Here is a 24,830-nt window from a genome sequence, read left to right as displayed (position 1 = left end):
CGTCAAAGTCTCCCTAAATAAGGCAGGTATATCATGTCCGAACTGAATGAAAAAATGGCGTCAGCCTGGGAAGGATTTAGCGCCGGCGAATGGCAGAATAGCGTCAACGTCCGTGACTTTATCCAGAAAAACTATACACCGTATGAAGGCGACGAATCCTTCCTTGCAGGCGCGACTCCAGCAACCACTAAATTGTGGGACAGCGTGCTTGAAGGCATCAAAATCGAAAACCGCACTCACGCGCCGGTTGATTTTGACACCGATCTGGCATCAACCATTACCTCTCACGATGCGGGGTACATCAGCAAGTCCCTGGAAAAAATCGTTGGCCTGCAAACTGAAGCGCCTTTAAAACGTGCCATTATCCCGTTTGGTGGCATCAAGATGGTTGAGGGCTCATGCAAAGTTTATGGCCGTGAACTCGACCCAGCGCTGAAAAAAGTCTTTACCGATTATCGTAAAACCCACAACCAAGGCGTATTCGATGTTTATACCCCAGACATCATGCGCTGCCGTAAATCAGGCGTGCTAACTGGCCTGCCCGATGCTTATGGTCGTGGCCGTATCATTGGGGATTACCGTCGCGTTGCGCTGTACGGCATCGACTATCTGATGAAAGACAAAGTCGCGCAGTTCAACTCTCTTCAGAGCGATATGGAGAACGGTGTAGATCTGGAAGCCACCATTCGTCTGCGTGAAGAGATTTCTGAGCAGCACCGCGCGCTGGGTCAGATTAAAGAGATGGCCGCTAAATATGGTTCAGATATTTCGCTGCCAGCCACCAATGCACAAGAAGCAGTTCAGTGGACTTACTACGGCTATCTCGCTGCGGTTAAATCACAGAACGGTGCAGCGATGTCCTTTGGTCGCGTATCGACCTTCCTGGATGTGTACATCGATCGTGATATTCAGGCAGGTAAACTGACTGAAGAAGATGCTCAGGAACTGATTGACCATCTGGTGATGAAACTGCGCATGGTACGCTTCCTGCGTACGCCTGAATACGATGAGCTGTTCTCTGGTGACCCAATCTGGGCAACAGAATCACTGGCCGGTATGGGCGTCGATGGCCGTACGCTGGTGACCAAAAGCACCTTCCGTTTCCTGAATACGCTTTACACCATGGGTCCATCTCCGGAACCAAACATGACCATTCTGTGGTCAGAAAAATTGCCAGTTAACTTCAAGAAATACGCGGCAAAAGTTTCTATCGATACGTCATCATTACAGTATGAGAATGATGACCTGATGCGTCCTGACTTCGACAACGATGACTATGCTATCGCCTGCTGCGTTAGCCCAATGATTGTCGGTAAGCAGATGCAGTTCTTCGGCGCGCGTGCCAACCTGGCAAAAACACTGCTGTATGCAATCAACGGTGGCGTTGATGAGAAGCTGAAAATGCAGGTGGGTCCGAAAGAAGCTCCCATCACTGACGAGATTCTTGATTTCGACATCGTGATGGAGCGCCTGGATCACTTCATGGACTGGCTGGCTAAGCAGTACGTCACCTCCCTGAATATCATTCACTACATGCACGACAAGTACAGCTACGAGGCTTCACTGATGGCGCTGCACGATCGTGACGTTTATCGCACCATGGCATGTGGTATCGCAGGCCTATCTGTTGCGGCTGACTCACTCTCTGCCATCAAATACGCCAAAGTGAAAACCATCCGTGATGAAGATGGCTTAGCGGTAGATTTTGAGATTGAAGGTGAATATCCGCAGTTTGGTAACAACGACTCGCGTGTTGATGATATGGCCTGCGATCTGGTTGAACGTTTCATGAAGAAAATTCAGAAACTTCAGACTTACCGTAATGCGGTACCAACACAATCGGTACTGACCATCACTTCAAACGTGGTTTATGGTAAGAAAACCGGTAATACCCCAGATGGTCGTCGTGCTGGTGCGCCATTCGGGCCGGGTGCTAACCCAATGCACGGCCGTGATCAGAAAGGTGCGGTAGCTTCACTGACCTCAGTAGCGAAACTGCCATTTGCTTACGCGAAAGATGGCATCTCTTATACCTTCTCCATCGTGCCAAATGCACTGGGTAAAGATGACAACGTGCGTAAAACTAACCTTGCTGGCTTGATGGATGGGTATTTCCACCATGAAGCCAACATTGAAGGTGGTCAGCATCTGAACGTTAATGTGATGAACCGTGAGATGCTGTTGGATGCCATGGAACATCCTGAGAAGTATCCGCAGTTGACCATTCGCGTCTCTGGTTATGCTGTACGCTTCAACTCGCTCACTAAAGAGCAGCAGAAGGATGTAATTACACGTACATTCACTCAGTCGTTGTAATCACACTTTAATGAGATTAATAGGCTCCTGCGGGAGCCTTTTCTCCACAAGTCTATTTTGCCAGTTTGCTAATTCTGGCGGCCTGGCAAAATCGACTTTCACTTTTAGAGCACAACAGAGATTGTGCTGCCTGATGTTCAGGCTCACCTGGAGAACCCATCGCAATGTCAACCATCGGTCGTATCCACTCTTTTGAATCCTGCGGCACCGTTGATGGCCCAGGCATCCGCTTCATTACCTTTTTTCAGGGCTGTCTTATGCGCTGTCTGTATTGCCACAACCGCGATACATGGGATACGCATGGTGGAAAAGAAGTTACTGTCGAGGAGCTGATGAAAGATGCGCTCTCTTATCGCCACTTCATGAATGCATCGGGCGGTGGCGTTACGGCATCGGGTGGTGAAGCGATCTTGCAAGCGGAGTTCGTGCGGGACTGGTTCCGCGCTTGCCAGGCAGAGGGTATTCATACCTGCCTCGATACCAATGGCTTTGTGCGCCGCTATGATCCGGTAATCGATGAGTTGCTGGATGCTACTGATTTAGTGATGCTCGACTTAAAACAGATCAATGATGATGTGCATCAGATTTTGGTGGGCGTCTCAAATCACCGCACATTGGATTTCGCACGCTACTTACAAAAGAAAGGCAAACGAACCTGGATCCGCTTCGTCGTGGTGCCGGGCTACTCAGATGATGATGATTCTGTTCACCGCTTAGGTGAATTCACTAAAGATATGGATAACATCGAGAAGATTGAGTTGTTGCCGTATCACGAGCTGGGTAAACACAAATGGATTGCGATGGGCGAAGAGTACAAGCTGGATGGAGTTAAGCCGCCGAGTAAGGAAATTATGGAGCGAGTGAAGAATATCCTCGCCAGCTACGGCCATGAAGTAATGTATTAACGCAAAAAAAGGGAGCCACTGGCTCCCTTTTTTACATTCCAAATGAATGCGTTAAGCATGCGCAACCGGCGTTGCCTGATGATCGGCTTTACGCAGTAACATCACCAGATAAACCAGTGCAACGGCAGCAATCATCACGAATAACAGACGATCAGAGTAATTTTGCATCAGCATCGCCGTCATTCCCGGCCCCACCAAACTGCCAACGGTATAGCTAAACAGCAAGGCCTGGTTCATCGCCACTAACTCATGATGCGCCACGGTTTCACACGCCCACGACATCGCTACCGGATAGAGTGTAAAACCAGCCAGACCTAACACGAACAGCGCCGGCGCCATCGCAGCATCACCTAGCATGGCGATCGCACCCAGAATAACCACGAATACTTGCACACGCAGCACCATCAGGCGACCAAAGCGATCGGCTAAACGCCCTACTGGCCATTGACCCACAATGCCTGAACTGACTAACAATGCCATCCAGTAACCTACTGTTGCATCGCTCATTCCCTGATGAGAGAGATACAGCGGCATCAAGCCATACAGCGAGCCAAGGACGATACCGGAAATAATGCAGCCATTGATACCCAGACGGGAACTGCGACGACGTAACATGACCCAAATATGCCCAGTGGATGTTTCTTCCGTCGCTGCGTTAGCATTAACGTGTACAAACACGACAGGTAAGACAGCGCAAATAATGAGTGCCGTGACCCACGGAATCACGTGCAGCAGTTCTGTGGACACTCGACTAACCAGCAACTGGCCCGCAACCGTGCCGAGATAGTAGATAATCATGTAGGCAGCAAGTAATTGCCCACGATTACGTACGGTACCGCTGCACAACAAGGCGCTCTCAACCACTACCCAAATCAGTGCGCAGCCTATGCCTGCGGTGAAGCGCAGCATCGTCCAACTGTAAAAACCCTCTAGCATCACCATGCCCATGGTCGCCACTGCAAAAAGCACGCTGGCCAGGTAGAAACAGCGATTAAAACCATAACGATTGATCAACCAGCCAGCCAGCAAGGTGCCCAGCAAGTTGCCGGTATAATACGATGAACTGGCCATACCCACTTGCCAGGTTGGCAATTGATCATGAGTGAGCCACAGCGGTACTAGCGTATTAAGCACAGCGATAGACACCGTCATGAGCATTAAGCCGCAAAGCAGCAAAACGACGGGGCGCGACCAGGTTGACATAGGGAATAAAACCAAAAGAGATGACAATAATTGCGCGCAGTTTGCCATTCACTATTTTAAAGTCAATGTGCAAAAAATCGTCGCCGCACGATTTGCTGTGGAACAATTTATTTTTTTTATCTTCAGCAGGTTAGAAGCGTATGGAACAAACCACGATGAATAGCTATCTAATTGAATTAACGATTTTTAATGCTTTACGGCCATTTGCCATCGATAACGTTTATTTCTGATTAATTCCGACTAAAAAATAATTGTTTTTTAGCTTAAGAAATAAAAAACCCGGCATTGCCGGGTTTATTTAATTGAGCGTTAATTAGCCAACGAATTCCAGGCCGCCCATGTAAGGACGCAACACTTCAGGTACTTCAATACGACCATCGGCCTGCTGATAGTTTTCAAGTACCGCAACTAAAGTACGACCCACCGCCAGACCTGAACCGTTCAGTGTGTGCACCAAACGCGGTTTCTTGTCGGTTTTGCTGCGGCAGCGCGCCTGCATACGACGCGCCTGAAAATCGCCCATGTTGGAACAAGAGGAGATTTCTCGGTAGGTGTCCTGGGCAGGCAACCAAACTTCCAGGTCATATGTTTTAGCAGAGCCAAAGCCCATGTCCCCTGTGCAAAGCAGCATTTTACGGTATGGCAGATTGAGCAACTGCAGCACTTTTTCTGCGTGACCGACTAACTCTTCCAGCGCATCCATGGACTGTTCGGGCGCGACAATCTGCACCATCTCCACTTTGTCGAACTGATGCATACGGATTAAGCCGCGCGTATCGCGCCCGTATGAACCGGCTTCGGAACGGAAGCACGGCGTGTGTGCAGTCAATTTGAGCGGCAAAGATTCCTCTTCGACGATTTCATCACGCACCAGATTGGTCAGCGGTACTTCAGCGGTAGGGATCAGCGCATAGTTGCTGCTACCCGCCTCTTCGCCCAGGGGTTTGGTATGGAACAGGTCTTCACCAAACTTCGGCAGTTGTCCGGTCCCATATAGCGTTTCCTGATTCACCAGATACGGAACATAGGTTTCAAGATAACCGTGCTGCTGCGTATGAAGGTCAAGCATAAACTGGCTCAGAGCGCGATGCAGACGTGCGATCTGGCCCTGCATCACAATGAAACGTGAACCGGTCAATTTCACCGCTGCTGCAAAATCCAGACCTTTAGCGGCTTCGCCTAGCTCAACATGATCTTTGACCGGGAAATCAAACTGGCGCGGCTGGCCCCAACGACTGATTTCCTGATTCTCGCTGTCATCTTTGCCCAACGGGACTTCGTCGACCGGGAGGTTTGGCAAAGCGAGGGCAAAATCACGAATTTCGTTCTGCAGGGCATCCAGTTCTGCTTTAGCCGCATCCAGGCGTTCGCCCAGCGCGTTCACTTCCTGACGCAGCGGCTCGATATCTTCCCCACGTGCTTTGGCCTGACCGATGGATTTGGATCGGGAGTTACGCTCAGCTTGCAGATTTTCAGTTTCCACCTGCAAGACTTTACGACGCTCTTCGAGCGAACGTAAGGTTTCCACATCCAGTTTGAATCCTCGGCGTGCCAGTTTTTCTGCGACTGCGTCTGGCTCGTTACGCAGCAGGTTGGGATCGAGCATGCTAATCCTGTGTAATAAAAGGTTGATTGAACGAATGGCGGGACTTGCATCCCTATGGAATGCAATGAAATCCTTGCTCACCTTACCGTAAGGTGTTTATCAGCGGTAGCGTTTTATCGGGCTATTTTGATCCTGCTCAGCCAGCCAGGCGAGTTTTTCGCCGATTTTTCCTTCAAGCCCGCGATGAGTCGGTTGGTAGTAGCGTGTCTGCGCCATTTCAGGCGGGAAATAGACTTCACCCGCCGCATAGGCGTTGTTCTCGTCATGTGCATAACGATACTCTTTGCCCAGCCCCATCTCCTTCATCAATTTAGTCGGCGCATTGCGTAAATGTTCCGGCACATCGTAATCAGGAAATTCGCGCGCATCGCGCATCGCGGCTTTGAAAGCAGTATAAACCGCATTACTTTTGGGAGCGCTGGCAAGGTAAACAATTGCCTGCGCAATCGCACGCTCGCCTTCGGCCGGACCAACGCGGGTAAAACAATCCCAGGCGGCAAGTGCAACCTGCATACCGCGCGGATCGGCGTTACCGACATCTTCCGAAGCGATAGCCAGTAAACGGCGTGCGACATACAGCGGATCGCCGCCCGCTGTGATGATTCTTGCATACCAGTAAAGCGCCGCATCGGGCGCTGAACCGCGCACCGATTTGTGCAAAGCAGAAATTAAATCGTAGAAACGATCGCCTTTGTTATCAAAGCGCGCAGCCCTTTCACCGGAGACTTCGTTGAGCAATTGTGGTGTTAATTCACGCTGGCCTTCCGCGTTGCTTTCCGCCATATCCGCCATCATTTCCAGCGTATTCAATGCCCGACGTGCATCGCCGTTTACCAGCTCTGCAATCATGCGACGCGTATTCTCCGGCAGCACAATATCGCTTTTGCCATAGCCGCGTTCTTCATCCTGCATTGCCTGCAGTAGCACCTGTTCAATATCGGCCGTAGTAAGGGATTTGAGTAAATATACGCGGGCGCGCGATAGCAACGCCGAGTTGAGTTCAAACGAGGGGTTTTCAGTGGTGGCACCGATAAAAGTTATAGTGCCATCTTCAATATGCGGCAGGAAAGCATCCTGCTGGCTTTTATTGAAGCGATGGACCTCATCGACAAACAGAATAGTGCGACGACCAACCTGGCGATTTTGACGCGCTCGCTCGATCGCTTCACGAATCTCTTTGACGCCGGAAGTCACCGCAGAGATGCGTTCAACGTCCGCTTTACCATAGTGAGCAATGATCTCGGCTAAGGTCGTTTTTCCTGTCCCCGGCGGCCCCCACAAAATCATCGAATGCAGATGCCCCGCTTCAATAGCGCGCGGCAGCGGTTTACCAGGCGCCAGCAAATGCTGCTGCCCAATGTAGTGTTGCAGTGTCGCTGGCCGCATACGCGCGGCCAGCGGCTGAAACTCATTCGATGGAGCAAAATCCAGAGACAGGTTACTCACCGTGACCTCACTGACGTTGATCGTCCACCGTTACCCCTTTTGGCGGCGTAAAGGTGAATTTGTCTGGGCTAATTGCGCCGTTGTTCTGACTTTTCAGCTGATAATCGCTGTGCTGACCATCTTGCTCAATCGCGCTGAACTTATTGATGGTGCCAGAAGATGTCACGTTAATGGTGAATTGCTTGAGATTGCCATCACTGCTCTTCGGCGTGAGCTCGAAGTTATCACCCTGCTGTTTGATGTTGTACTGTTTCCAGTCGCTCGGCTGGTTACGCGCAATCAGCATAAACGGCGTGTTACTGGCGGCATTTTGCAGCAGGCTAACGCTTGCTTGCTCAACGAAGGGATTATAGAACCACAGATTTTTGCCATCAGAAATAATTACGCTTTCGTCCGGCGCAGTCATATGCCAGTTAAACAAACTTGGACGCTTGACCCACAACTCGCCTTCACCATCCTGCACGTTGGCACCACTGCCATCAGTGACTTTCTGACTGAAGCTGGCGTGGAAGCTGTTCACCTTATTAAGACGCTGTTGCAAATCGCTGGAAGCATCCGCCAATACTGATGCGGAAACAAAACTGGCCAACAGGCCGCAGGCAATAACGCGTAATTTCATCTGATTCGATTCCTTATTCATTGTTTCCCGACACTTACAACATTAAACGTAGTTACCGCCCTGTCACTTCGACAGGAGAAAAAGCCGAAAGCTCCCTAAAAGATGGGGATCGACCAACAGATAAACAATGGGCCAGTGTTAACTGGCCCATAAGTGAACAATTGCACGCGAAAAATTACATTTCGTGTGGCGGCGGTGACAGGACTTCGCGGTTGCCATTATGGCCCGGTTCAGAAACGATGCCCTGCGCTTCCATCTGTTCGATGATACGTGCGGCACGGTTATAACCGATACGGAACTGGCGCTGAACCCCAGAGATTGAGGCACGGCGTTTTTCCACCACGAAAGAGACCGCTTGATCAAACAGCGGATCCAACTCTTCATCACCCATCATACCGCCAGCCGCGCTATCACTCTCTTCTCCAGCTGTGATGCTTTCGATGTATTGTGGGCGACCGCGTGCTTTCCAGTCCTGAACTACCGCGTGGACTTCCTGATCGCGGACAAATGCACCGTGCACACGCACCGGCATTGAGGAGTTTGGCGGCATATACAACATGTCACCCATCCCCAACAGTGATTCCGCGCCGCCCTGATCGAGGATGGTGCGTGAGTCAATCTTACTGGAAACAGTAAAGGCGATACGCGTTGGGATGTTGGCTTTAATCAGACCCGTGATGACATCAACCGACGGACGCTGAGTCGCCAGCACTAAGTGAATACCCGCCGCACGCGCTTTCTGTGCCAGACGTGCAATCAACTCTTCGACTTTCTTACCTACCGCCATCATCAGATCGGCAAATTCGTCGACCAGCACCACGATATAAGGCAGTTTTTCCAGCACTGGCGGAGTGGTGTCCATGCTGTCGCCCGGCTTCCAGAACGGATCGGGAATGGGTCGGCCCATCGCAGCAGCCTGCTCAATCTTTTCGTTGTAACCGGCAAGGTTACGCACACCCAGCGCGGACATTAGCTTATAACGCCGCTCCATTTCACCCACACTCCAGCGCAGCGCATTCGCAGCATCTTTCATGTCGGTAACCACTTCGGTCAGCAAGTGCGGAATACCTTCGTAGACTGACAACTCAAGCATTTTCGGGTCGATCATGATAAAGCGGACTTCTTCCGGCGTAGCCTTATACAGCATGCTAATAATCATGGTGTTAACGCCAACCGACTTACCGGAACCGGTGGTACCGGCAACCAGCAAATGAGGCATCTTCGCCAAATCAGCGACAACCGGCTGTCCTGCGATGTCTTTACCCAATACCACGGCAAGCGGAGAAGGATTTTCACGGAATTTAGGGCAATCCAGAACTTCGCGTAAATAAACGGTTTGACGGTGTTTATTGGGCAGCTCAAGGCCTACGTACGGTTTGCCAGGAATGACTTCCACCACACGCACCGCAACAGCTGACAAAGAACGCGCCAGGTCACGCGACAGGTTGGAGATACGTGAAGCTTTCACGCCAGGAGCCAGATCAAGTTCGAAGCGGGTGATAACCGGGCCAGGCGAAATACCAACAACTTCCGCCTTCACACGGTAATCAGCCAGTCGAGCCTCAACCAGTCGCGCTGTTTGCTCAAGCGCAAACATATCCACCGGCTCTTCTTCTGCCGGTGGTGACGTGAGTAAGTCCAGCGTTGGCAGCGGTGTAGTTGGTTTTTCCAGCGGCTGTTCATGGCGAACCAGGAACGGATGGAACAAGCTGTCCTGCACGGGCGCAGCGGGTTTCACTGGTGCAGGCGGCGCCGAATAAGCTTCCTGCTCCGGTGATGACCATGGGCTGGATTCAGCACTTAACGAAGGCAGTGATGCTGGCTGCGGCGCAGCTGGCTGCTGCCATTGCGGCGGCGCTTCAGTTTCCGGCTCTGGCTCTGGCGTTGCCGATAGGGTAAAGAGCGGCTCACTTGGCGTATCGTCAACCAAATCTTTCATGGGTGAGAAATCAAAAGCAGAAGAGGTGTCCAGATTAAAGACTGGCGCCTCTTTCACTTCAGGCTCGTTATAGCGTTGCTGCTGCTGATCGGCGAACTGACGTGCGAGTTGAGCTTGCTGTAGCGCCTCTTCATCTTCGGGCTCACGCGCATCCTGCCAGCTTTCACCGTAGCGATTCTGCTGCTGTGATGCGAAGGCTTCGCGCAGTTGTGCTTCCTGTAATTCAACATCATCCTCTTGTGAAGGAGCGCTGTAGGAAGCGGTTACTTCGGGTTGTTGCTGTTCAGCATCTTTGGCCTGCTCTTCCGCCATTCGTTGAGAAGGCAGTTTGATGCCGTAAGATGCCAATTCACGTCTTGTTGGCAACTTAACTTTGTTGGGACGCGGCAGCTCTGGGCCAATGCCCTGCTTCACCTGCGGGTTGTAATCACGCTCAGGCACGATATCAAAGGCAGGCGAATACGCTGTTGATGCACTCGCCGCTTTTACCGCGCCGGCGGCAAGTGATGCGGCAGCGACGGTATTAATTGTTGCTGAAGACGACGCAGCATCCTGCCAGTTGCCCATGCTCGGCCCCTCATCGTCATCAGCAGGCGAGAACGGAGAAGATGCTGGTTCATTTGGCACTTCAAAGCGATAAAGTGGCGTAGAAGATTGCGCGATCGGCTCAGGCGCGACAGCAATAGGCTGAGAATTCGGGATCGACTGAACCGTTGTCTCGGCAAAACCTGGCGTAACGGTAGGTTCCACTACTGCGCTTGCCGCAGGCTGCGCTACGGCAGGAGTCTGCTGGGCGGCTTGCGTGGTAACAGCAATCGCAGCGGCAGTGGCAGCACTGGCTTTCGCCAGCAGTGGATCGTCACCTAACGCGTGTGTAACGGGGTCACTAACCTTACGCGGTTTTGCTAACAGCACATCATCGTCTTCATTAGCCGACTGTGCAGCATGCATTGGAGGCGCGACCTTTTCAGCATGATCTTCGTCGTCGTACTCTTCTTCCTGCCAGGGTTCGTCATGCCGTGAACGGTTGCTGGCGAAGGTCAGAACACCCATCACCACGCCGCCGATCTTCTCGGCAATCGTCAGCCATGACCAACCGGTATAGAGCGTGATGCCTGCAGCCCATACGCAAAGCAGCGTCAAGGTGCCACCAGCCGAACTGAACCACGGCGCCATGGCATTGCTCACCAGGCTGCCAATCACGCCGCCTGAGGTAAAATACCAGATGTCATCAACGTTGAGTGCTGCAAGGCCACAAGTGGTCACCACCAAGGCCAGCACGCCAATCAGGCGCAAACCTACGGCAAAGTAGTCGATGTAATCCTGACGATCGCGTTGACGGAAGGTGATCCAACAGAGGCCAATAATGACGGGAGGAATGGCATAGGCCATCACGCCAAAAATGAACAACAGGGTATCTGCCAGCCATGCGCCAACGCTACCACCCAAATTATGGATAGGCTCATGCCATGCGGTTTGTGACCAGCTTGGATCTGAAGGGTTGAAACTCACCAATGACACCATCAAGTAGATGGCGAACAAGGCCACAAGAATGAGCAATGCTTCCAGCAGCCTACGTCCACTGCTCAGCGGTTGTAACGAAACGTCTTTATCTTCTGTATATTCCTGGCTCAAGAGAACTCTCCAGGTGCCTGTAAAATAAGAAGGCAACAACGTCGGGCATGCCCGACGTTGGTCCTGTATGAATTCACAGGAGTGTACCTAAATCCTGCAAGCTTTGCACCTGCCCTGCACTAACGGGTTTTGATCACCAGACGATTGCTCTGTTTGACCTCTTCCATCACCACATAAGTGCGGGTGTCATTAACGCCCGGCAGACGTAGCAAGGTTTCCCCCAGCAGTTTACGATAGGCGGACATATCCGGTACACGGGTTTTCAGCAGGTAGTCAAAGTCACCGGAAACGAGGTGACATTCTTGAGTTTCCTCAAGTTTTTGCACTGCGGCGTTAAATTGCTCAAACACATCCGGCGCACCACGATTCAGAGTAATCTCAACAAATACCAGCAGTGAAGCATCCAGATAGTGGGGATTGAGTTGCGCGGTGTAACCCAGAATGAAGCCTTGACGCTCAAGGCGACGCACGCGCTCAAGACAAGGTGTTGGCGATAATCCAACACGCTTTGAAAGCTCGACATTGGAAATACGACCGTCTTTCTGCAATTCATTCAGAATGTTTCTGTCGATACGATCTAAATCTTTTCCGGGGCGTTTCTTATTGTCTACCATTATTATTGTCTCTCTTAATTCCTTCCCTTTACCTGCCACACCCTGAAAACGCTCATTGTTCAGGGCCTTACTGAAGTGAAGACCATAAGCCTGTGCAGTAACGCTACCATCCGTATGACGCATGTTGTCTGTCCACATCATGCGTCATTACCAATGTCAGGCTGAGTTTATTCGGCTAAAAAGCCCAAAACAGAAATGAAATTCTGTTTTGAATCGCTAAATATTCTCTGCTTCTCCCAATGTTTTCGCAAAAGCGCAGGCGATTGTCAAAGTAAAACATCCAAATTCAGTACAAGATGCCAGATAGAGTTCTGGGTTGCTGTTTTTAAATGAGAATTTTAGTGCTGCTGCACCACTATTTGCCGAGCTTTGCCCCCTTTTGGCGCACACCGCGTGCAAAATCTGCACTCATCGTCTACGCCGCTTGCAGCGATTGTTAACAAAATTGCTGAAGCCTTTTTTTGCGGCGTTAATTTCCCTACAATCAAAAACTATGTTGTCAGAAAAAAATTGAGGAACGCATGAGTACGGCCAAACACAGTAAGCTGCTCATTCTGGGCTCCGGCCCTGCCGGTTACACTGCTGCAGTTTATGCAGCGCGCGCCAACCTGAATCCGGTGCTGATTACCGGACTGGAGAAAGGCGGTCAACTTACCACAACCACAGAAGTGGAGAACTGGCCAGGCGATGCCAATGATTTAACCGGTCCCGCGTTAATGGAACGCATGCAGGAGCATGCTGAGAAATTCAACACCGAGATCATTTTTGACCACATTCATACTGTCGATTTGCAGAACCGTCCGTTCCGTTTAATCGGCGACAGCAGTGAATACACTGCCGATGCTTTGATTATTGCAACAGGCGCTTCAGCGCGTTACCTCGGTCTGCCATCAGAAGACGCTTTCAAAGGCAAAGGTGTGTCCGCTTGCGCTACCTGCGACGGTTTCTTCTACCGCAACCAGAAAGTTGCCGTCATTGGTGGCGGTAACACCGCTGTTGAGGAAGCGCTTTATCTGGCGAACATTGCCGCTGAAGTGCATTTGATTCACCGCCGCGACAGCTTCCGCGCTGAAAAAATTCTCATCGACCGTTTGATGGAAAAAGTGCGCAATGGCAACATCGTGCTCCACACCGATCGCACGCTGGACGAAGTGGTGGGCGATCAGATGGGCGTAACGGGTTTAAAACTGCTGTCTACCAAAGGTGAAGCAGCTGAATCACTTGACGTCGCTGGCCTGTTTGTCGCCATCGGTCACAGCCCAAATACCGCCATTTTTGATGGCCAGCTGGATTTAGAAAATGGCTACATCAAAGTGCAGTCCGGTTTGCATGGTAACGCTACGCAAACCAGCATCCCAGGCGTGTTCGCTGCCGGTGATGTAATGGACCACATCTATCGTCAGGCGATTACCTCTGCAGGAACCGGTTGTATGGCTGCATTGGATGCTGAGCGTTTCCTTGATGGACTGGTTAAAAACGATAAGTAAGTTGTTAATAACCTGATCATAATCGTCTAAAGGCGGCCAGTTTTGGTCGCCTTTTTTGTTACCTGCATGCTACAGTTCAGGCGCCCGACATTGCTGGGTTTTCATCCGGGATTGACATCTCTTTTGAGTTACCAAACGGCATCGCATGAACAAATCACGGCAACAAGAACTTCTCCGCTGGCTCCGTCAGCAACGTCATCACGGTGCGCGTAACTTACGTGCTGCCTCACTGTTCGGTTTTGCTGGCGCTCTGGTCATTATTGCTCAAGCCTGGTTAATGGCTTCGCTGCTGCAAAATTTGATTGTGGCGCAGCAACCGCGCGCAACACTTCTCACCGATTTTCTGCTACTGCTCCTGTGCTTTGTTCTGCGCGCCGGCTTGCATTATGCTCGCGAAATGGCCGGGCATCGCGCTGGCGTCGCCATTCGAAGAGCGTTACGCCAACAGGTGCTGAACCGACTCAATGAATTAGGTCCGGCATGGATTCAGGGCAAACCCGCAGGCAGTTGGGCTACGTTGCTGCTCGAACAAATCGAAGAGATGCAGGAATACTACGCGCGTTATCTGCCTCAGATGTCGCTAGCGGTATTTATTCCGTTAGCTATTTTGATCGCCATTTTCCCGATTAACTGGGCTGCGGGATTGATTCTGCTGGTAACCGCACCATTGATTCCGCTGTTTATGGCCATGGTAGGCATGGGCGCTGCAGATGCCAACCGCCGCAACTTTGTTGCTCTCGCCCGCCTTAGCGGTGATTTTTATGATCGTCTACGCGGCCGTGAAACGCTGCGCCTGTTCAATCGCGGCGCGGCAGAGCAACAGGCAATTGCCGCTAGTACCACGGATTTCCGCCAACGCACCATGGACGTTTTGCGCCTGGCGTTTCTCTCTTCCGCCGTGCTGGAGTTTTTTGCTTCACTGGCGATCGCTGTCGTCGCAGTCTATTTCGGTTTCTCTTACCTCGGCGAACTGAATTTCGGTCATTACAGCACCGGCGTAACACTGTTTGCCGGTTTTCTGGCACTAATTTTGGCCCCGGAATTTTTCCAGCCATTACGCGATTTGGGCACCTTCTATCACGCCAAAGCGCAGGCGATTGGTGGAGCTGATGCGCTGGACCAGTTTCTATGTGAAAGTCCCGATCCTGCCGTAGAGCAAGCTTCACCTGCGTTTACTCTCACTGGACCGCTTAACATCCAGGCACAGAATTTAGTGGTGATGACCGCGAGCGGTGAAGCGCTGTCGCAGCCACTCAGTTTCACTCTCGACGCTGGCAAGCGTGTAGCATTAGTCGGGCAAAGCGGCGCGGGGAAAACCGTGCTAATGAATGTGATGCTTGGCTTCCTGCCTTATCAAGGTTCGCTGCAGGTGAATGGACAGGAACTGCGAGATATCAGTCGTGATAGCTGGCAAAAACATCTCGCCTGGGTAGGCCAAAATCCTCATTTACCCGCTCAAACGCTGCGTGAAAATCTGCTGTTCAATCATGACATTGATGATGCCACGCTCACTGCGGTACTGCAGCGTGCGGGAGTTAGCGAATTTCTGGCCCGTTTGCCGCAAGGATTAGATACCTTTTTAGGCGATGGCGGCGTTGGTCTTTCCGTCGGCCAGGCACAGCGTATTGCCGTGGCGCGTGCACTGCTTAAACCTGCGCAATTACTGCTGCTTGATGAGCCTGGTTCTGGGCTGGATAGCCAGAGCGAGCAACATGTTATCAGCGCTTTGCAACAGGCTGCCACCCAGCAAACCACGCTGATGATAACGCACCAACTGAACGAGCTCGTAAGCTGGGATGAAGTTTGGGTAATGCAGGCGGGGCAACTGGTTCAACAAGGTCATTGGCAGCAGCTGATTGAACAAGATGGACCGCTGCGCGAAATGGTGCAACATCGTCGAAAGGAGATCGCATGATGAATCATTTACTGCCTTTCCTGCGTCTGTTTAACCGTCATCCATGGCGTTTAGGGCTAGGCATAATTCTTGCGATCGTCACCCTACTTGCCAGCATTGGGCTGTTAACGTTATCCGGGTGGTTCCTCGCCGCCTCTTCGCTAGCGGGTATGACGGGACTTTACACGTTCAACTACATGTTGCCCGCTGCTGGAGTGCGTGGTGCGGCGATCACGCGCACAGCAGCGCGTTATTTCGAACGCCTGGTGAGCCACGATGCTACCTTCCGTGTGCTGCAACATTTGCGCGTTTTCACCTTCAGTAAACTCATCGCCCTCGCACCTGAACAGTTGGGACGTTTTCGTCAAGGTGAGTTGCTCAACCGTTTCGTCAGCGACGTGGATACGCTCGACCATCTTTACTTGCGTGTGATTTCGCCGTTAATCGGCGCTGTAATTGTGATTGTGGTGGTCACCTGCGGTTTAGCGCTATTGGATGTGCCGTTAGCTTTGCTGCTCGGCGGCATTATGTTATTGACGCTGTTGCTCATGCCGCCGCTGTTTTGGCGGCTTGGCACTTCAGTCGGACAACAGTTAGTCCAGCATCAGGCCAGTTGGCGCCTGCAGTTAACGCATTGGATTACCGGCCTGTCTGAGCTGAAAATCTATGGCGCTGCGCAACTGTGGCGTGACCAGCTTGATACGGAAGAACTTAAGTGGCAACAGGCGCAACGTAGACAACATCGCCTACAGGCGTTGGCACAAAGTCTGCTGCTGGTCATCAGCGGTGTGACGGTTACGCTGCTGTTGTGGATTTCCGCTACTAGCGTAGGTGGAAATAGTGCGCCGGGCGCGTTAATCGCGCTGTTTGTGTTCTGCGGACTGGCGGCGTTTGAAGCATTGGCGCCGGTTGCCGGTGCATTTTTGCCGCTGTCGCAAGTGACCAGCGCAGCGAAGCGGGTACAGGAAATCATTGATCAACCTGCAGCAATACGTTTTCCCGACACTAAAATTGCTAGCGCATCAGGTATCAGCCTGAAGCTGGAAAATATCTGTTTTAGCTATCCACAGCGCCCTGAACCGGTGCTGCAGCATTTCTCACTATCGTTAGGGGCTGGTGAACATCTGGCGCTGCTCGGCCCCACCGGCTGCGGGAAGTCCAGCCTGCTGACACTCATTACCCGCGGCTGGGAAGCGCAACAAGGTTCGATTAGCCTGAACGATATCGACCTCGCCGCCTGGGACGAAGCTTCGCTACGCAGCCGCATCAGTGTGGTGACACAGCGTGTACATCTATTTAGCCAAACGCTGCGCGACAATCTGCTACTGGCAAAACCGGATGCTAGCGATGAACAGTTGATTAATGCCTTACATCAGGTTGGTCTAACGCATCTCGCCGAGCACAATGAAGGATTAAATGCGTGGATGGGCGATGGCGGTCGACCGTTATCTGGCGGTGAATTGCGTCGTCTGGCAATTGCACGTGCCCTGTTGCACGATGGCGATTTATGGTTGCTTGATGAACCCACTGAAGGTTTGGATGCCAGCACCGAGCAACAGATCCTGACACTATTGCAGCACGTCACCCACGCTAAAACACTAATCATGGTGACGCATCGCTTAAGTGGTTTGGAGTCCATGGACCGCATTTGTGTTATGGATCAGGGAAAGATTATTGAATCCGGCACGCACGCCGAATTAATCTCAAAAGCAGGCCGCTACTGGCGTTTCCATCAGCGCTTTACGCTATAGTCTTAGCCAACAGCCCTGAGTGTGATTGACGCAATGAGACTGATACAGCTTTCACGGGATTCATTAAATTTCCCACCCCCTGAAATGGCGCTGCGCGAGCCCAACGGATTATTGGCGATGGGCGGCGATCTCTCCCCTGCCCGCCTGATGAATGCTTATCAGCGGGGAATTTTCCCGTGGTTTTCTCCAGGCGATCCGATTCTTTGGTGGTCGCCGGATCCCCGCGCGGTCATGCTGCCAGAATCTTTCCATCTGAGTCGCAGTATGGCGCGCTTCCATAAGCGTTCGCCCTATCGCGTTACCATGAATCACGCGTTTCCACAGGTGCTGGAAGGCTGTGCCAGCGGCCGACAAGAGGGAACGTGGATCACCTTTGAAGTGAAACGTGCGTGGTTACGTTTATACGAATTAGGCCATGCGCATTCGATTGAAGTCTGGTGCGGTCAGCAACTGGTGGGCGGCATGTATGGATTGGCACTGGGGCAAATTTTTTGCGGTGAATCGATGTTTAGCCGTCAGGAAAATGCCTCGAAAACTGCGCTGTGGGTGTTCTCACAACACTTTGTGGCGCATCAGGGTCGACTGATTGATTGCCAGGTGCTGAACCCGCATACCGCCTCATTGGGTGCAGTTGAAATCCCGCGCGTCGATTATTTACAGTATGTGCAAACCCTGGCGTGGCAACCGGTTTCTGACAGCTGCTGGCAAACACAAACCCTTTTTTGACATGGCTCACCGATGTTTTGCACACAATTCCCGACAAAAGTGATACAATAAGCGAGTTTGGTATGTCGTCCGCGCTTCGCTGTGGCGAGCCGGAATTGCCAGGTTGGGGATCTCACACATTTCCCGAAGCTGTTTTGATTGTGCAACTGATGCCGATTGCTACAGATTCTTAGCCCGCTAATCCCCCGCAGACGTCAAAAAACACCCTAATTTATCCGTACTGCACGCGCAACGGCGCGACGCACGGCGAAGCGTTGGCAAAATCATCAACGGTTCTTTACATAAATCATGGAATTCGGCATTATCTTGCCGGTTCAACAGTTTGGTAGTACACCCAGAGGATTCGATGGCCAAAGAAGACAATATTGAAATGCAAGGTACCGTACTGGATACGTTACCGAACACCATGTTCCGCGTAGAGCTTGAAAACGGGCACGTGGTTACCGCTCATATCTCCGGTAAAATGCGCAAAAACTATATCCGCATCCTGACGGGCGACAAAGTGACTGTCGAGTTGACCCCGTACGACCTGAGCAAAGGCCGCATTGTCTTCCGTAGTCGCTAAGTAGAGATTCATATCTCGCGCTGATCGCACGAACTTAGCGCAAAAAAAAGGCCGGATTTGCATCCGGCCTTTTTCATATCTGCATCACGCTTAGTGAACTGTACCTTCGGTTTTACGTTTTTCCGCACTCAGGAAGTGGTAAGTAAGCTGGTTTTTATCTTTATCCAGCGCTACTGATACCGATCCACCATCAACCAGCGAACCAAACAGCAGTTCATTCGCCAACGGTTTCTTCAGGTTTTCCTGCACGGCACGTGCCATCGGACGCGCACCCATCGCTTTGTCGTAACCCTTATCAGCCAGCCAATCGCGCGCATCATCGCTCACTTCCAACGATACGCCCTTCGCATCCAGCTGCGCTTGCAACTCAACGATAAATTTATCTACTACCTGATGAATCACTTCCTGAGACAGGTGACGGAACCAGATGATGTTATCGAGACGGTTACGGAACTCTGGCGTAAAGATTTTTTTGATCTCTTCCATCGCGTCAGTACTGTTGTCCTGATGAATCAGGCCAATCGACTTACGTTCAGTTTCGCGTACGCCGGCGTTGGTGGTCATTACCAGCACCACGTTACGGAAGTCTGCTTTACGTCCATTGTTATCGGTCAGCATACCGTTATCCATCACCTGCAGCAGCAGATTGAAGACATCCGGGTGTGCTTTCTCGATTTCATCCAGCAGTACAACAGCGTGCGGATGCTTGATGACCGCATCCGTCAACAAACCGCCCTGATCGAAGCCGACATAACCGGGAGGCGCACCGATCAAACGGCTAACGGTGTGGCGCTCCATATACTCGGACATGTCGAAACGCAGCAGTTCGATACCCAGCGCTTTAGCCAACTGGACGGTAACTTCTGTTTTACCAACGCCAGTTGGGCCCGCAAACAGGAAGGATCCGACCGGTTTACGATCCTGGCCCAAACCAGCGCGGCTCATCTTGATTGCTTCAGTCAGTGCTTCAATCGCATTATCCTGACCAAACACCAGCATTTTCAAACGGTCACCGAGGTTTTTCAACGTATCGCGATCGGTTTGTGACACGCTCTGCTCTGGAATACGTGCAATACGCGCCACCACGGTTTCGATATCCGAAACATTAACCGTTTTCTTACGCTTGCTGACCGGCACCAGACGCGCACGCGCCCCGGCTTCGTCAATTACGTCAATCGCCTTATCCGGCAAATGACGATCGTTGATATACTTGACCGCCAGCTCTACCGCCGCACGTACCGCTTTCGCGGTATAACGCACGTCATGATGCGCTTCGTACTTCGGCTTCAGGCCGTTGAGAATCTGCACGGTTTCTTCCACAGAAGGCTCAGTAATATCAATCTTCTGGAAACGGCGCGCCAGCGCACGATCCTTCTCAAAGATATTGCTGAATTCCTGATAAGTGGTTGAACCCATCACGCGAATTTTGCCGCTTGAAAGCAGCGGCTTAATCAGGTTTGCCGCATCCACCTGGCCACCTGATGCCGCACCCGCACCAATAATGGTATGGATTTCGTCAATAAACAGGATGCTATTACTGTCCTGCTCCAGCTGTTTCAACAAGGCTTTAAAGCGTTTTTCAAAATCACCGCGGTATTTGGTTCCGGCCAGCAGCGAACCGATGTCGAGTGAATAGATGGTGCACTCTTTCATCACTTCCGGCACGTCGCCCTGCACAATGCGCCAGGCAAGCCCCTCAGCAATCGCTGTTTTACCCACGCCCGATTCACCCACCAGCAGCGGGTTATTCTTGCGACGACGGCACAATACCTGAACAGTACGCTCCAGCTCTTTATCGCGGCCGATCAGCGGATCGATTCCGCCGACGCGAGCAAGCTGATTAAGATTGGTGGTGAAGTTTTCCATACGATCCTCCCCGCCTGCTTGCTCTTCGTTAACCGGATTTTCCGCATTGTTCTGCGGCTGGCCGGGTTCGTCTTTACGCGTACCATGGGAGATGAAGTTCACCACATCGAGACGGCTCACTTCATGTTTGCGCAGCAGATAGGCCGCTTGCGACTCCTGCTCGCTGAAAATAGCGACCAGCACGTTGGCACCAGCGACTTCGCTGCGACCGGAGGACTGGACATGGAATACCGCACGTTGCAGCACGCGCTGGAAGCTGAGCGTAGGTTGGGTATCGCGCTCCTCTTCGCTGGCAGGCAACACCGGCGTGGTTTGTTCGATGAAGGCTTCGAGTTCCTGACGCAGAGCCACGATATCCACCGAACAGGCTTCCAGTGCCTCTCTGGCCGACGGGTTACTGAGCAATGCCAGCAACAGATGCTCGACGGTCATAAACTCGTGACGGTGCTCACGCGCTCTGGCGAAAGCCATGTTTAAACTGAGTTCCAGTTCTTGATTGAGCATTTGGCACCTCCCCCAATTATCGCTCTGACAACCTATCTCCTATATGGAGATGGCTTCAGGCTTTTTCTAGCGTACACAGCAACGGATGTTCATTATCTCGTGCGTAATTGTTCACCTGGGCTACTTTGGTCTCCGCCACTTCTGCAGTGAATACACCACAGATTGCTTTTCCATGGTAGTGAACTTTCAACATCAGCTGCGTTGCACGTTCAATATCATAAGAAAAGAACTTTTGCAGAACGTCAATAACAAATTCCATAGGTGTATAATCGTCATTGTTCAGAATGACTTTATACATTGAAGGCGGCTTTAACCCTTCGCGTACTTTATCTTCGGCTAGATGTTCAAAATTAAGCCAGTCGTTTGTGTTTGCCATAATGTTCCGTCGAAATTCTGCGTTACGATTGTGCGCATTTCTGCGCCCATTCCTAAAGTTTAACATGCCTGTCAAGCCGGCTTTGACTTGCTAAAAAGTGGCCCTAAAAGCACATGCGCGACCTGTATCACAAAATTTGCAATAGCGTTAACTGCCTCAAATTTTGATGAATTTATCCCCATCCGCCAGGACCGTTTGCTTGACGATAAGGTCCGTTTCTCTACATTCTACTAACACAAGCTGATTGAGTTTTAAACAAGCTCGACTCACAGCTTCAATGACCTCACCTACTTATCAAAATGTCTTGCGAGGGAAGTAAAAGCATGGAGACGGGTACTGTAAAATGGTTCAACAACGCCAAAGGCTTCGGGTTTATCTGTCCGATTAGCGGCGGCGACGATATCTTCGCACACTACTCCACGATCCAGATGGAGGGATACAGAACGCTGAAAGCTGGCCAACAGGTTCAGTTTGATGTCCATGAAGGACCAAAGGGCAATCACGCCAGCCTAATTGTGCCCTGTGAAGCCACGCAAGCTGCGGTCGCTTAACGCGCAGGCTGTTTCACGTATTCTGACCACTCCCGAAAAAAAATGCCAGCCGCAGACGCTGGCATTTTTATTTGCCGAATCGACCCTAACTTCAATCCGCCCGGCCGCGCGCCAACCACATCACGTGAGCGAACAGCTGATCCAGCAGCGACGGAATGGCCTCTGGCCCGCGTTCCGCCGCCGCCATCGCAACAGCAATTGCCAGCTCAGGTTTCGAACTGTGATGAATGGCTTGACTAATAATACGCCGCATATTCATAGGCGCGTTTAACGGCAGGTGCGCCATCTGATGATAAACATCGCTAAAGCCTTGCTTGTAGAGAAAATGCTCGATGTCAGGTGCCGGGAATTGGGTGAGATGATCGCTTTCCCGTGCATGCGACGGTAGCTGGCTGCGCGCGGTGGCGGCATATTTGCTACCCGCCTGGTCGCCGTCGGTCAGTACATGCCAGGCGATGCCCATGCGTTGGGCGAATTTTAGCAATGGCTTCAGGCCAGATTGCGCAAACTCAATTACTTTCACCCCTTCCGCCGCGAAGTGATAGCCGCGCTGTCGTGCCAGTTCATTAATAATCCACACTTCGGTTTCGCCTTCCACCAATAGCCAGCAGCGGGCAAACAGCGCCGATGGGCGGTTCACTCGGATGTGAAAACCAATGCGGCGGCTCTCTTCAGCACTCAACCCTTCCGGCCCAATGCGCCAGGCTGCCACGCGCGCGGGTTCACGCACCAGACGGCAAATATTCTCCAGCGGCACCTGCGACAGTAATTCGCCCGAGTTGGTCGTGGCAATTTTTTGCAGCGGCATCAGTTCCAGTAAATTCCACGCCACCGATAGCATGATGGGATGCAAGCGCGTCTCCGGATCTTCCACCAGCAGCAGCGGATGCGCACCCGCGGGCAATGGTTCGTTGCCGTGCGCCTGAATCAACAGCGAGAACATGCGCAGCAGAATCACCTGACGACTGCGTGATTCAGTGCCGGCAATCAGATGATTAAGTTTATCCAGCGAGCGCCAGCCTTCGCTGCCATCACGGACTTCCGGGGCAACGCGCATCGCGCTACTGCCTGACTGCTGCACCAGAAAATAGTGTTCCAGCAGTTGCTGCATAGTATGCATTCCCTGACGCAGCAGATCGTCGCTTAACGTTTGTGGCCGCACCACCAAATCGCGCGTCAGCTTTTCCACTTCCTGCGCCAACGCCGTTAAGGTGGTTGCGCGCCGCTGCTCATCGTTGTCCGTAAGCCGGGTTCTGCGGCCAAAACGCGCATCGCGTAAGCGCAATACCGGATAATACGCGCGCAGATGCGCCAGCGCGGCGTCAGTGCCCGCCATTGGCAACACATCGTTGTTCTCATCGATAAAACGCCAGGTGGTTTTTACACCCTGCTCCTGACGTTTGGCGCGGGTGCTGAAACGGATATAGCGACCGTTTTCATCGTGCAGCCAGAAGGGCTGAAACAGTGCGCCATCATCAGCGCCCTGCGCGCGAAAGCGAAATACCAGCTGCAGGTGGCGCATGCGCGCATCGATATCACCGGGTGGAAAGTGAAAGTCGTGTTCAGTGAATTGATAAGGTTCTGCAGCAGGTGCCAGTAATAGCGTTAATGCGTCCAGCAGGCTCGATTTACCCCAGGCATTTTCTCCAATCTGCAGATTGGTGTCAGTCAACGGCAATGACAGCCGATTAATGCCGCGAAAACCGTGAATATCGATATGTTCCAGAATCATCATACAATCCATCCGTTACCTTGTCTGAGCATGGTCCGCCAAGCTGCGCTGGTCAAGTCAGCGCAAGGGGAAAAGGTTTACACTTCAACTGTTTTTCGCTAGCGTGACAGCCCTCAAATCATGGATAGAAACCCACTATGTACGGATTGATTATTATCCTGTTGCCGCTAATTTTCGGCTATCTGCTGCCACTGCGGCAAACATCACTTTTACAGGTTGTAAGCCGCACGCTGAGTGCGCTGGTGTATATCATTCTGTTCTTTATGGGCACCAGCCTGGCGTTTCTCGATAACCTGAGCAGTAATTTACTCGCCATTTTCCACATCGCCTTGGTCAGCATGCTGAGCATTCTTGCCTGCTCGCTGCTGGCGCTGTGGCTGCTGGAGCGACGCTGGCCGTGGCACCACCAGCACAAGCCGCAAACACTGCCGTCGCGTCTGCATATGGCGCTGGAGTCGCTCAAGCTATGCGGCTCGGTGCTGGCCGGCTTTCTGCTCGGTTTAAGCCAATGGGCACCGCTGCGCCATGCATCAACCATTAGCGAATACGCCTTGATGCTGATGCTATTGCTGGTGGGTATTCAACTGCGCAGCAGCGGCATGACATTGCGTCAGATCACCATTAATCGCCGTGGCATGGTGGTGGCGCTGGTCTCTATGTGCAGTGCGCTGCTCGGAGGCACCATCGCTGCGCTGCTACTGAATCTGCCGATCAAAACCGGTCTGGCGCTGGCGAGCGGTTTCGGCTGGTATTCGCTTTCCGGTATTTTGATGAGTGAATCCTTTGGCCCGGTGATAGGTAGCGCAGCCTTCTTCAACGATCTGCTGCGCGAACTGATCACCATCATGCTGATCCCGCTGTTAATTACCCGTCAGCGCAGCATGACGCTGGGATTAAGCGGCGCAACATCGATGGATTTCACGCTGCCGATCCTGCAACGCACCGGCGGCATGGAAATTGTCCCCGCCGCGATTGTGCACGGTTTTATCATGAGTTTACTGGCCCCGATCCTCATCGCCCTGTTCTCGGCATAATTGGCCCAGCGCATTTTTTCACGGCTGCGCGCCAGCTTCATCGTCTACGCTTTCTGACTGA

Annotated in this window: 19 protein-coding genes; 10 read left to right on the top strand and 9 right to left on the bottom strand. The window is 52.0% G+C overall.

All coding sequences use genetic code 11. The features are described from left to right. Positions 1–33 precede the first annotated feature (33 nt). Both pflB and pflA read left to right on the top strand, forming a co-directional pair. Positions 34–2,316, top strand: a complete 2,283-nt coding sequence (pflB, locus tag AC6I8K_RS06560) for a formate C-acetyltransferase (protein WP_258144858.1) — start codon at positions 34–36, stop codon at positions 2,314–2,316. Between the two features lie 164 nt (positions 2,317–2,480). Next, positions 2,481–3,221, top strand: coding sequence for a pyruvate formate lyase 1-activating protein (pflA, locus tag AC6I8K_RS06555; RefSeq protein ID WP_064740740.1), 741 nt, complete (start codon positions 2,481–2,483; stop codon positions 3,219–3,221). A 51-nt stretch (positions 3,222–3,272) separates the two neighbouring features. Here the strand turns inward: pflA and AC6I8K_RS06550 are convergent, their stop codons facing one another. Then, positions 3,273–4,424 carry an MFS transporter gene (locus AC6I8K_RS06550; RefSeq protein ID WP_497826414.1) on the bottom strand — a complete coding sequence of 384 codons (1,152 nt, stop codon included), beginning with the start codon at positions 4,422–4,424 and terminating at the stop codon, positions 3,273–3,275. On the opposite strand from AC6I8K_RS06550, the gene AC6I8K_RS06545 reads away from it, so the two are divergent. After that, positions 4,372–4,587 (top strand): hypothetical protein, encoded by a 216-nt coding sequence (locus AC6I8K_RS06545; protein WP_497827265.1) that lies wholly within the window; start codon positions 4,372–4,374, stop codon positions 4,585–4,587. The genes AC6I8K_RS06550 and AC6I8K_RS06545 overlap by 53 nt on opposite strands. A gap of 150 nt (positions 4,588–4,737) precedes the next feature. Here the strand turns inward: AC6I8K_RS06545 and serS are convergent, their stop codons facing one another. The 5 genes from serS to lrp form a co-directional block, all read right to left on the bottom strand. Next, positions 4,738–6,030: a serine--tRNA ligase gene (serS, locus tag AC6I8K_RS06540; protein ID WP_064740738.1), complete on the bottom strand. Its 1,293-nt coding sequence runs from the start codon at positions 6,028–6,030 to the stop codon at positions 4,738–4,740. Positions 6,031–6,129: 99 nt separating this feature from the next. After that, positions 6,130–7,476, bottom strand: coding sequence for a replication-associated recombination protein A (locus AC6I8K_RS06535; RefSeq protein WP_483817107.1), 1,347 nt, complete (start codon positions 7,474–7,476; stop codon positions 6,130–6,132). Positions 7,477–7,483: 7 nt separating this feature from the next. Beyond that, positions 7,484–8,095: an outer membrane lipoprotein periplasmic chaperone LolA gene (lolA, locus tag AC6I8K_RS06530; protein ID WP_008102417.1), complete on the bottom strand. Its 612-nt coding sequence runs from the start codon at positions 8,093–8,095 to the stop codon at positions 7,484–7,486. A gap of 175 nt (positions 8,096–8,270) precedes the next feature. Then, the gene (locus AC6I8K_RS06525; RefSeq protein WP_497826413.1) at positions 8,271–11,669 is read right to left on the bottom strand and encodes a DNA translocase FtsK 4TM domain-containing protein; all 3,399 of its coding nucleotides are present in this window, start codon (positions 11,667–11,669) and stop codon (positions 8,271–8,273) included. Between the two features lie 119 nt (positions 11,670–11,788). Beyond that, the gene (gene lrp / locus AC6I8K_RS06520) at positions 11,789–12,283 is read right to left on the bottom strand and encodes a leucine-responsive transcriptional regulator Lrp (RefSeq protein ID WP_006118610.1); all 495 of its coding nucleotides are present in this window, start codon (positions 12,281–12,283) and stop codon (positions 11,789–11,791) included. Between the two features lie 521 nt (positions 12,284–12,804). Here lrp and trxB point away from each other — a divergent pair. The 5 genes from trxB (at position 12,805) to infA (ending at position 18,706) form a co-directional block, all read left to right on the top strand. Further along, positions 12,805–13,770, top strand: a complete 966-nt coding sequence (gene trxB, locus AC6I8K_RS06515; protein ID WP_497826412.1) for a thioredoxin-disulfide reductase — start codon at positions 12,805–12,807, stop codon at positions 13,768–13,770. 145 nt (positions 13,771–13,915) lie between these two features. Beyond that, on the top strand, positions 13,916–15,685 hold the full coding sequence (gene cydD, locus AC6I8K_RS06510) for a heme ABC transporter permease/ATP-binding protein CydD (RefSeq protein ID WP_497826411.1): 1,770 nt from the start codon (positions 13,916–13,918) through the stop codon (positions 15,683–15,685). Further along, the gene (cydC, locus tag AC6I8K_RS06505; protein ID WP_497827226.1) at positions 15,685–17,415 is read left to right on the top strand and encodes a heme ABC transporter ATP-binding protein/permease CydC; all 1,731 of its coding nucleotides are present in this window, start codon (positions 15,685–15,687) and stop codon (positions 17,413–17,415) included. Before cydD ends, cydC begins: the two co-directional genes overlap by 1 nt. A 33-nt stretch (positions 17,416–17,448) precedes the next feature. Continuing rightward, positions 17,449–18,141, top strand: coding sequence for a leucyl/phenylalanyl-tRNA--protein transferase (aat, locus tag AC6I8K_RS06500; protein ID WP_064740733.1), 693 nt, complete (start codon positions 17,449–17,451; stop codon positions 18,139–18,141). 346 nt (positions 18,142–18,487) lie between these two features. Further along, positions 18,488–18,706, top strand: a complete 219-nt coding sequence (gene infA / locus AC6I8K_RS06495; RefSeq protein WP_002211347.1) for a translation initiation factor IF-1 — start codon at positions 18,488–18,490, stop codon at positions 18,704–18,706. A gap of 90 nt (positions 18,707–18,796) precedes the next feature. On the opposite strand, the gene clpA is transcribed toward infA, so the two are convergent. Both clpA and clpS read right to left on the bottom strand, forming a co-directional pair. Beyond that, positions 18,797–21,076 carry an ATP-dependent Clp protease ATP-binding subunit ClpA gene (gene clpA / locus AC6I8K_RS06490; protein WP_064740732.1) on the bottom strand — a complete coding sequence of 760 codons (2,280 nt, stop codon included), beginning with the start codon at positions 21,074–21,076 and terminating at the stop codon, positions 18,797–18,799. Between the two features lie 55 nt (positions 21,077–21,131). Continuing rightward, a complete protein-coding gene (clpS, locus tag AC6I8K_RS06485) occupies positions 21,132–21,452 on the bottom strand; it encodes an ATP-dependent Clp protease adapter ClpS (protein ID WP_007887621.1) in 321 nt (106 codons plus the stop codon). A 323-nt stretch (positions 21,453–21,775) separates the two neighbouring features. On the opposite strand from clpS, the gene cspD reads away from it, so the two are divergent. Further along, positions 21,776–22,003 (top strand): cold shock-like protein CspD, encoded by a 228-nt coding sequence (cspD, locus tag AC6I8K_RS06480; protein WP_007887624.1) that lies wholly within the window; start codon positions 21,776–21,778, stop codon positions 22,001–22,003. Between the two features lie 91 nt (positions 22,004–22,094). Here the strand turns inward: cspD and AC6I8K_RS06475 are convergent, their stop codons facing one another. Beyond that, positions 22,095–23,735, bottom strand: a complete 1,641-nt coding sequence (locus AC6I8K_RS06475; protein WP_497827225.1) for a DUF2813 domain-containing protein — start codon at positions 23,733–23,735, stop codon at positions 22,095–22,097. A gap of 137 nt (positions 23,736–23,872) precedes the next feature. Between AC6I8K_RS06475 and AC6I8K_RS06470 the strand changes: the two genes are divergently transcribed. Continuing rightward, entirely contained in the window at positions 23,873–24,769 is an 897-nt protein-coding gene (locus AC6I8K_RS06470; protein ID WP_497826410.1) for a LysO family transporter, read from the top strand. Positions 24,770–24,830: the final 61 nt, after the last annotated feature.

Source organism: Pantoea sp. X-Soil-ISGK-421 (assembly GCF_059730785.1).
The sequence above is the reverse complement of the archived record's forward strand: the minus strand, read 5'-3'. Positions and strand labels throughout refer to the sequence as shown.

Coding starts and splice junctions, on each gene's coding strand:
- aat (WP_064740733.1), top strand. CDS start 17,449: ATGAGACTGATACAGCTTTCACGGGATTCATTAAATTTCCCACCCCCT.
- AC6I8K_RS06550 (WP_497826414.1), bottom strand. CDS start 4,424: ATGTCAACCTGGTCGCGCCCCGTCGTTTTGCTGCTTTGCGGCTTAATG.
- lrp (WP_006118610.1), bottom strand. CDS start 12,283: ATGGTAGACAATAAGAAACGCCCCGGAAAAGATTTAGATCGTATCGAC.
- cspD (WP_007887624.1), top strand. CDS start 21,776: ATGGAGACGGGTACTGTAAAATGGTTCAACAACGCCAAAGGCTTCGGG.
- clpA (WP_064740732.1), bottom strand. CDS start 21,076: ATGCTCAATCAAGAACTGGAACTCAGTTTAAACATGGCTTTCGCCAGA.
- pflA (WP_064740740.1), top strand. CDS start 2,481: ATGTCAACCATCGGTCGTATCCACTCTTTTGAATCCTGCGGCACCGTT.
- trxB (WP_497826412.1), top strand. CDS start 12,805: ATGAGTACGGCCAAACACAGTAAGCTGCTCATTCTGGGCTCCGGCCCT.
- lolA (WP_008102417.1), bottom strand. CDS start 8,095: ATGAAATTACGCGTTATTGCCTGCGGCCTGTTGGCCAGTTTTGTTTCC.
- AC6I8K_RS06470 (WP_497826410.1), top strand. CDS start 23,873: ATGTACGGATTGATTATTATCCTGTTGCCGCTAATTTTCGGCTATCTG.
- AC6I8K_RS06545 (WP_497827265.1), top strand. CDS start 4,372: ATGAGCATTAAGCCGCAAAGCAGCAAAACGACGGGGCGCGACCAGGTT.
- clpS (WP_007887621.1), bottom strand. CDS start 21,452: ATGGCAAACACAAACGACTGGCTTAATTTTGAACATCTAGCCGAAGAT.
- AC6I8K_RS06475 (WP_497827225.1), bottom strand. CDS start 23,735: ATGATTCTGGAACATATCGATATTCACGGTTTTCGCGGCATTAATCGG.
- infA (WP_002211347.1), top strand. CDS start 18,488: ATGGCCAAAGAAGACAATATTGAAATGCAAGGTACCGTACTGGATACG.
- serS (WP_064740738.1), bottom strand. CDS start 6,030: ATGCTCGATCCCAACCTGCTGCGTAACGAGCCAGACGCAGTCGCAGAA.
- pflB (WP_258144858.1), top strand. CDS start 34: ATGTCCGAACTGAATGAAAAAATGGCGTCAGCCTGGGAAGGATTTAGC.
- cydC (WP_497827226.1), top strand. CDS start 15,685: ATGAATCATTTACTGCCTTTCCTGCGTCTGTTTAACCGTCATCCATGG.
- cydD (WP_497826411.1), top strand. CDS start 13,916: ATGAACAAATCACGGCAACAAGAACTTCTCCGCTGGCTCCGTCAGCAA.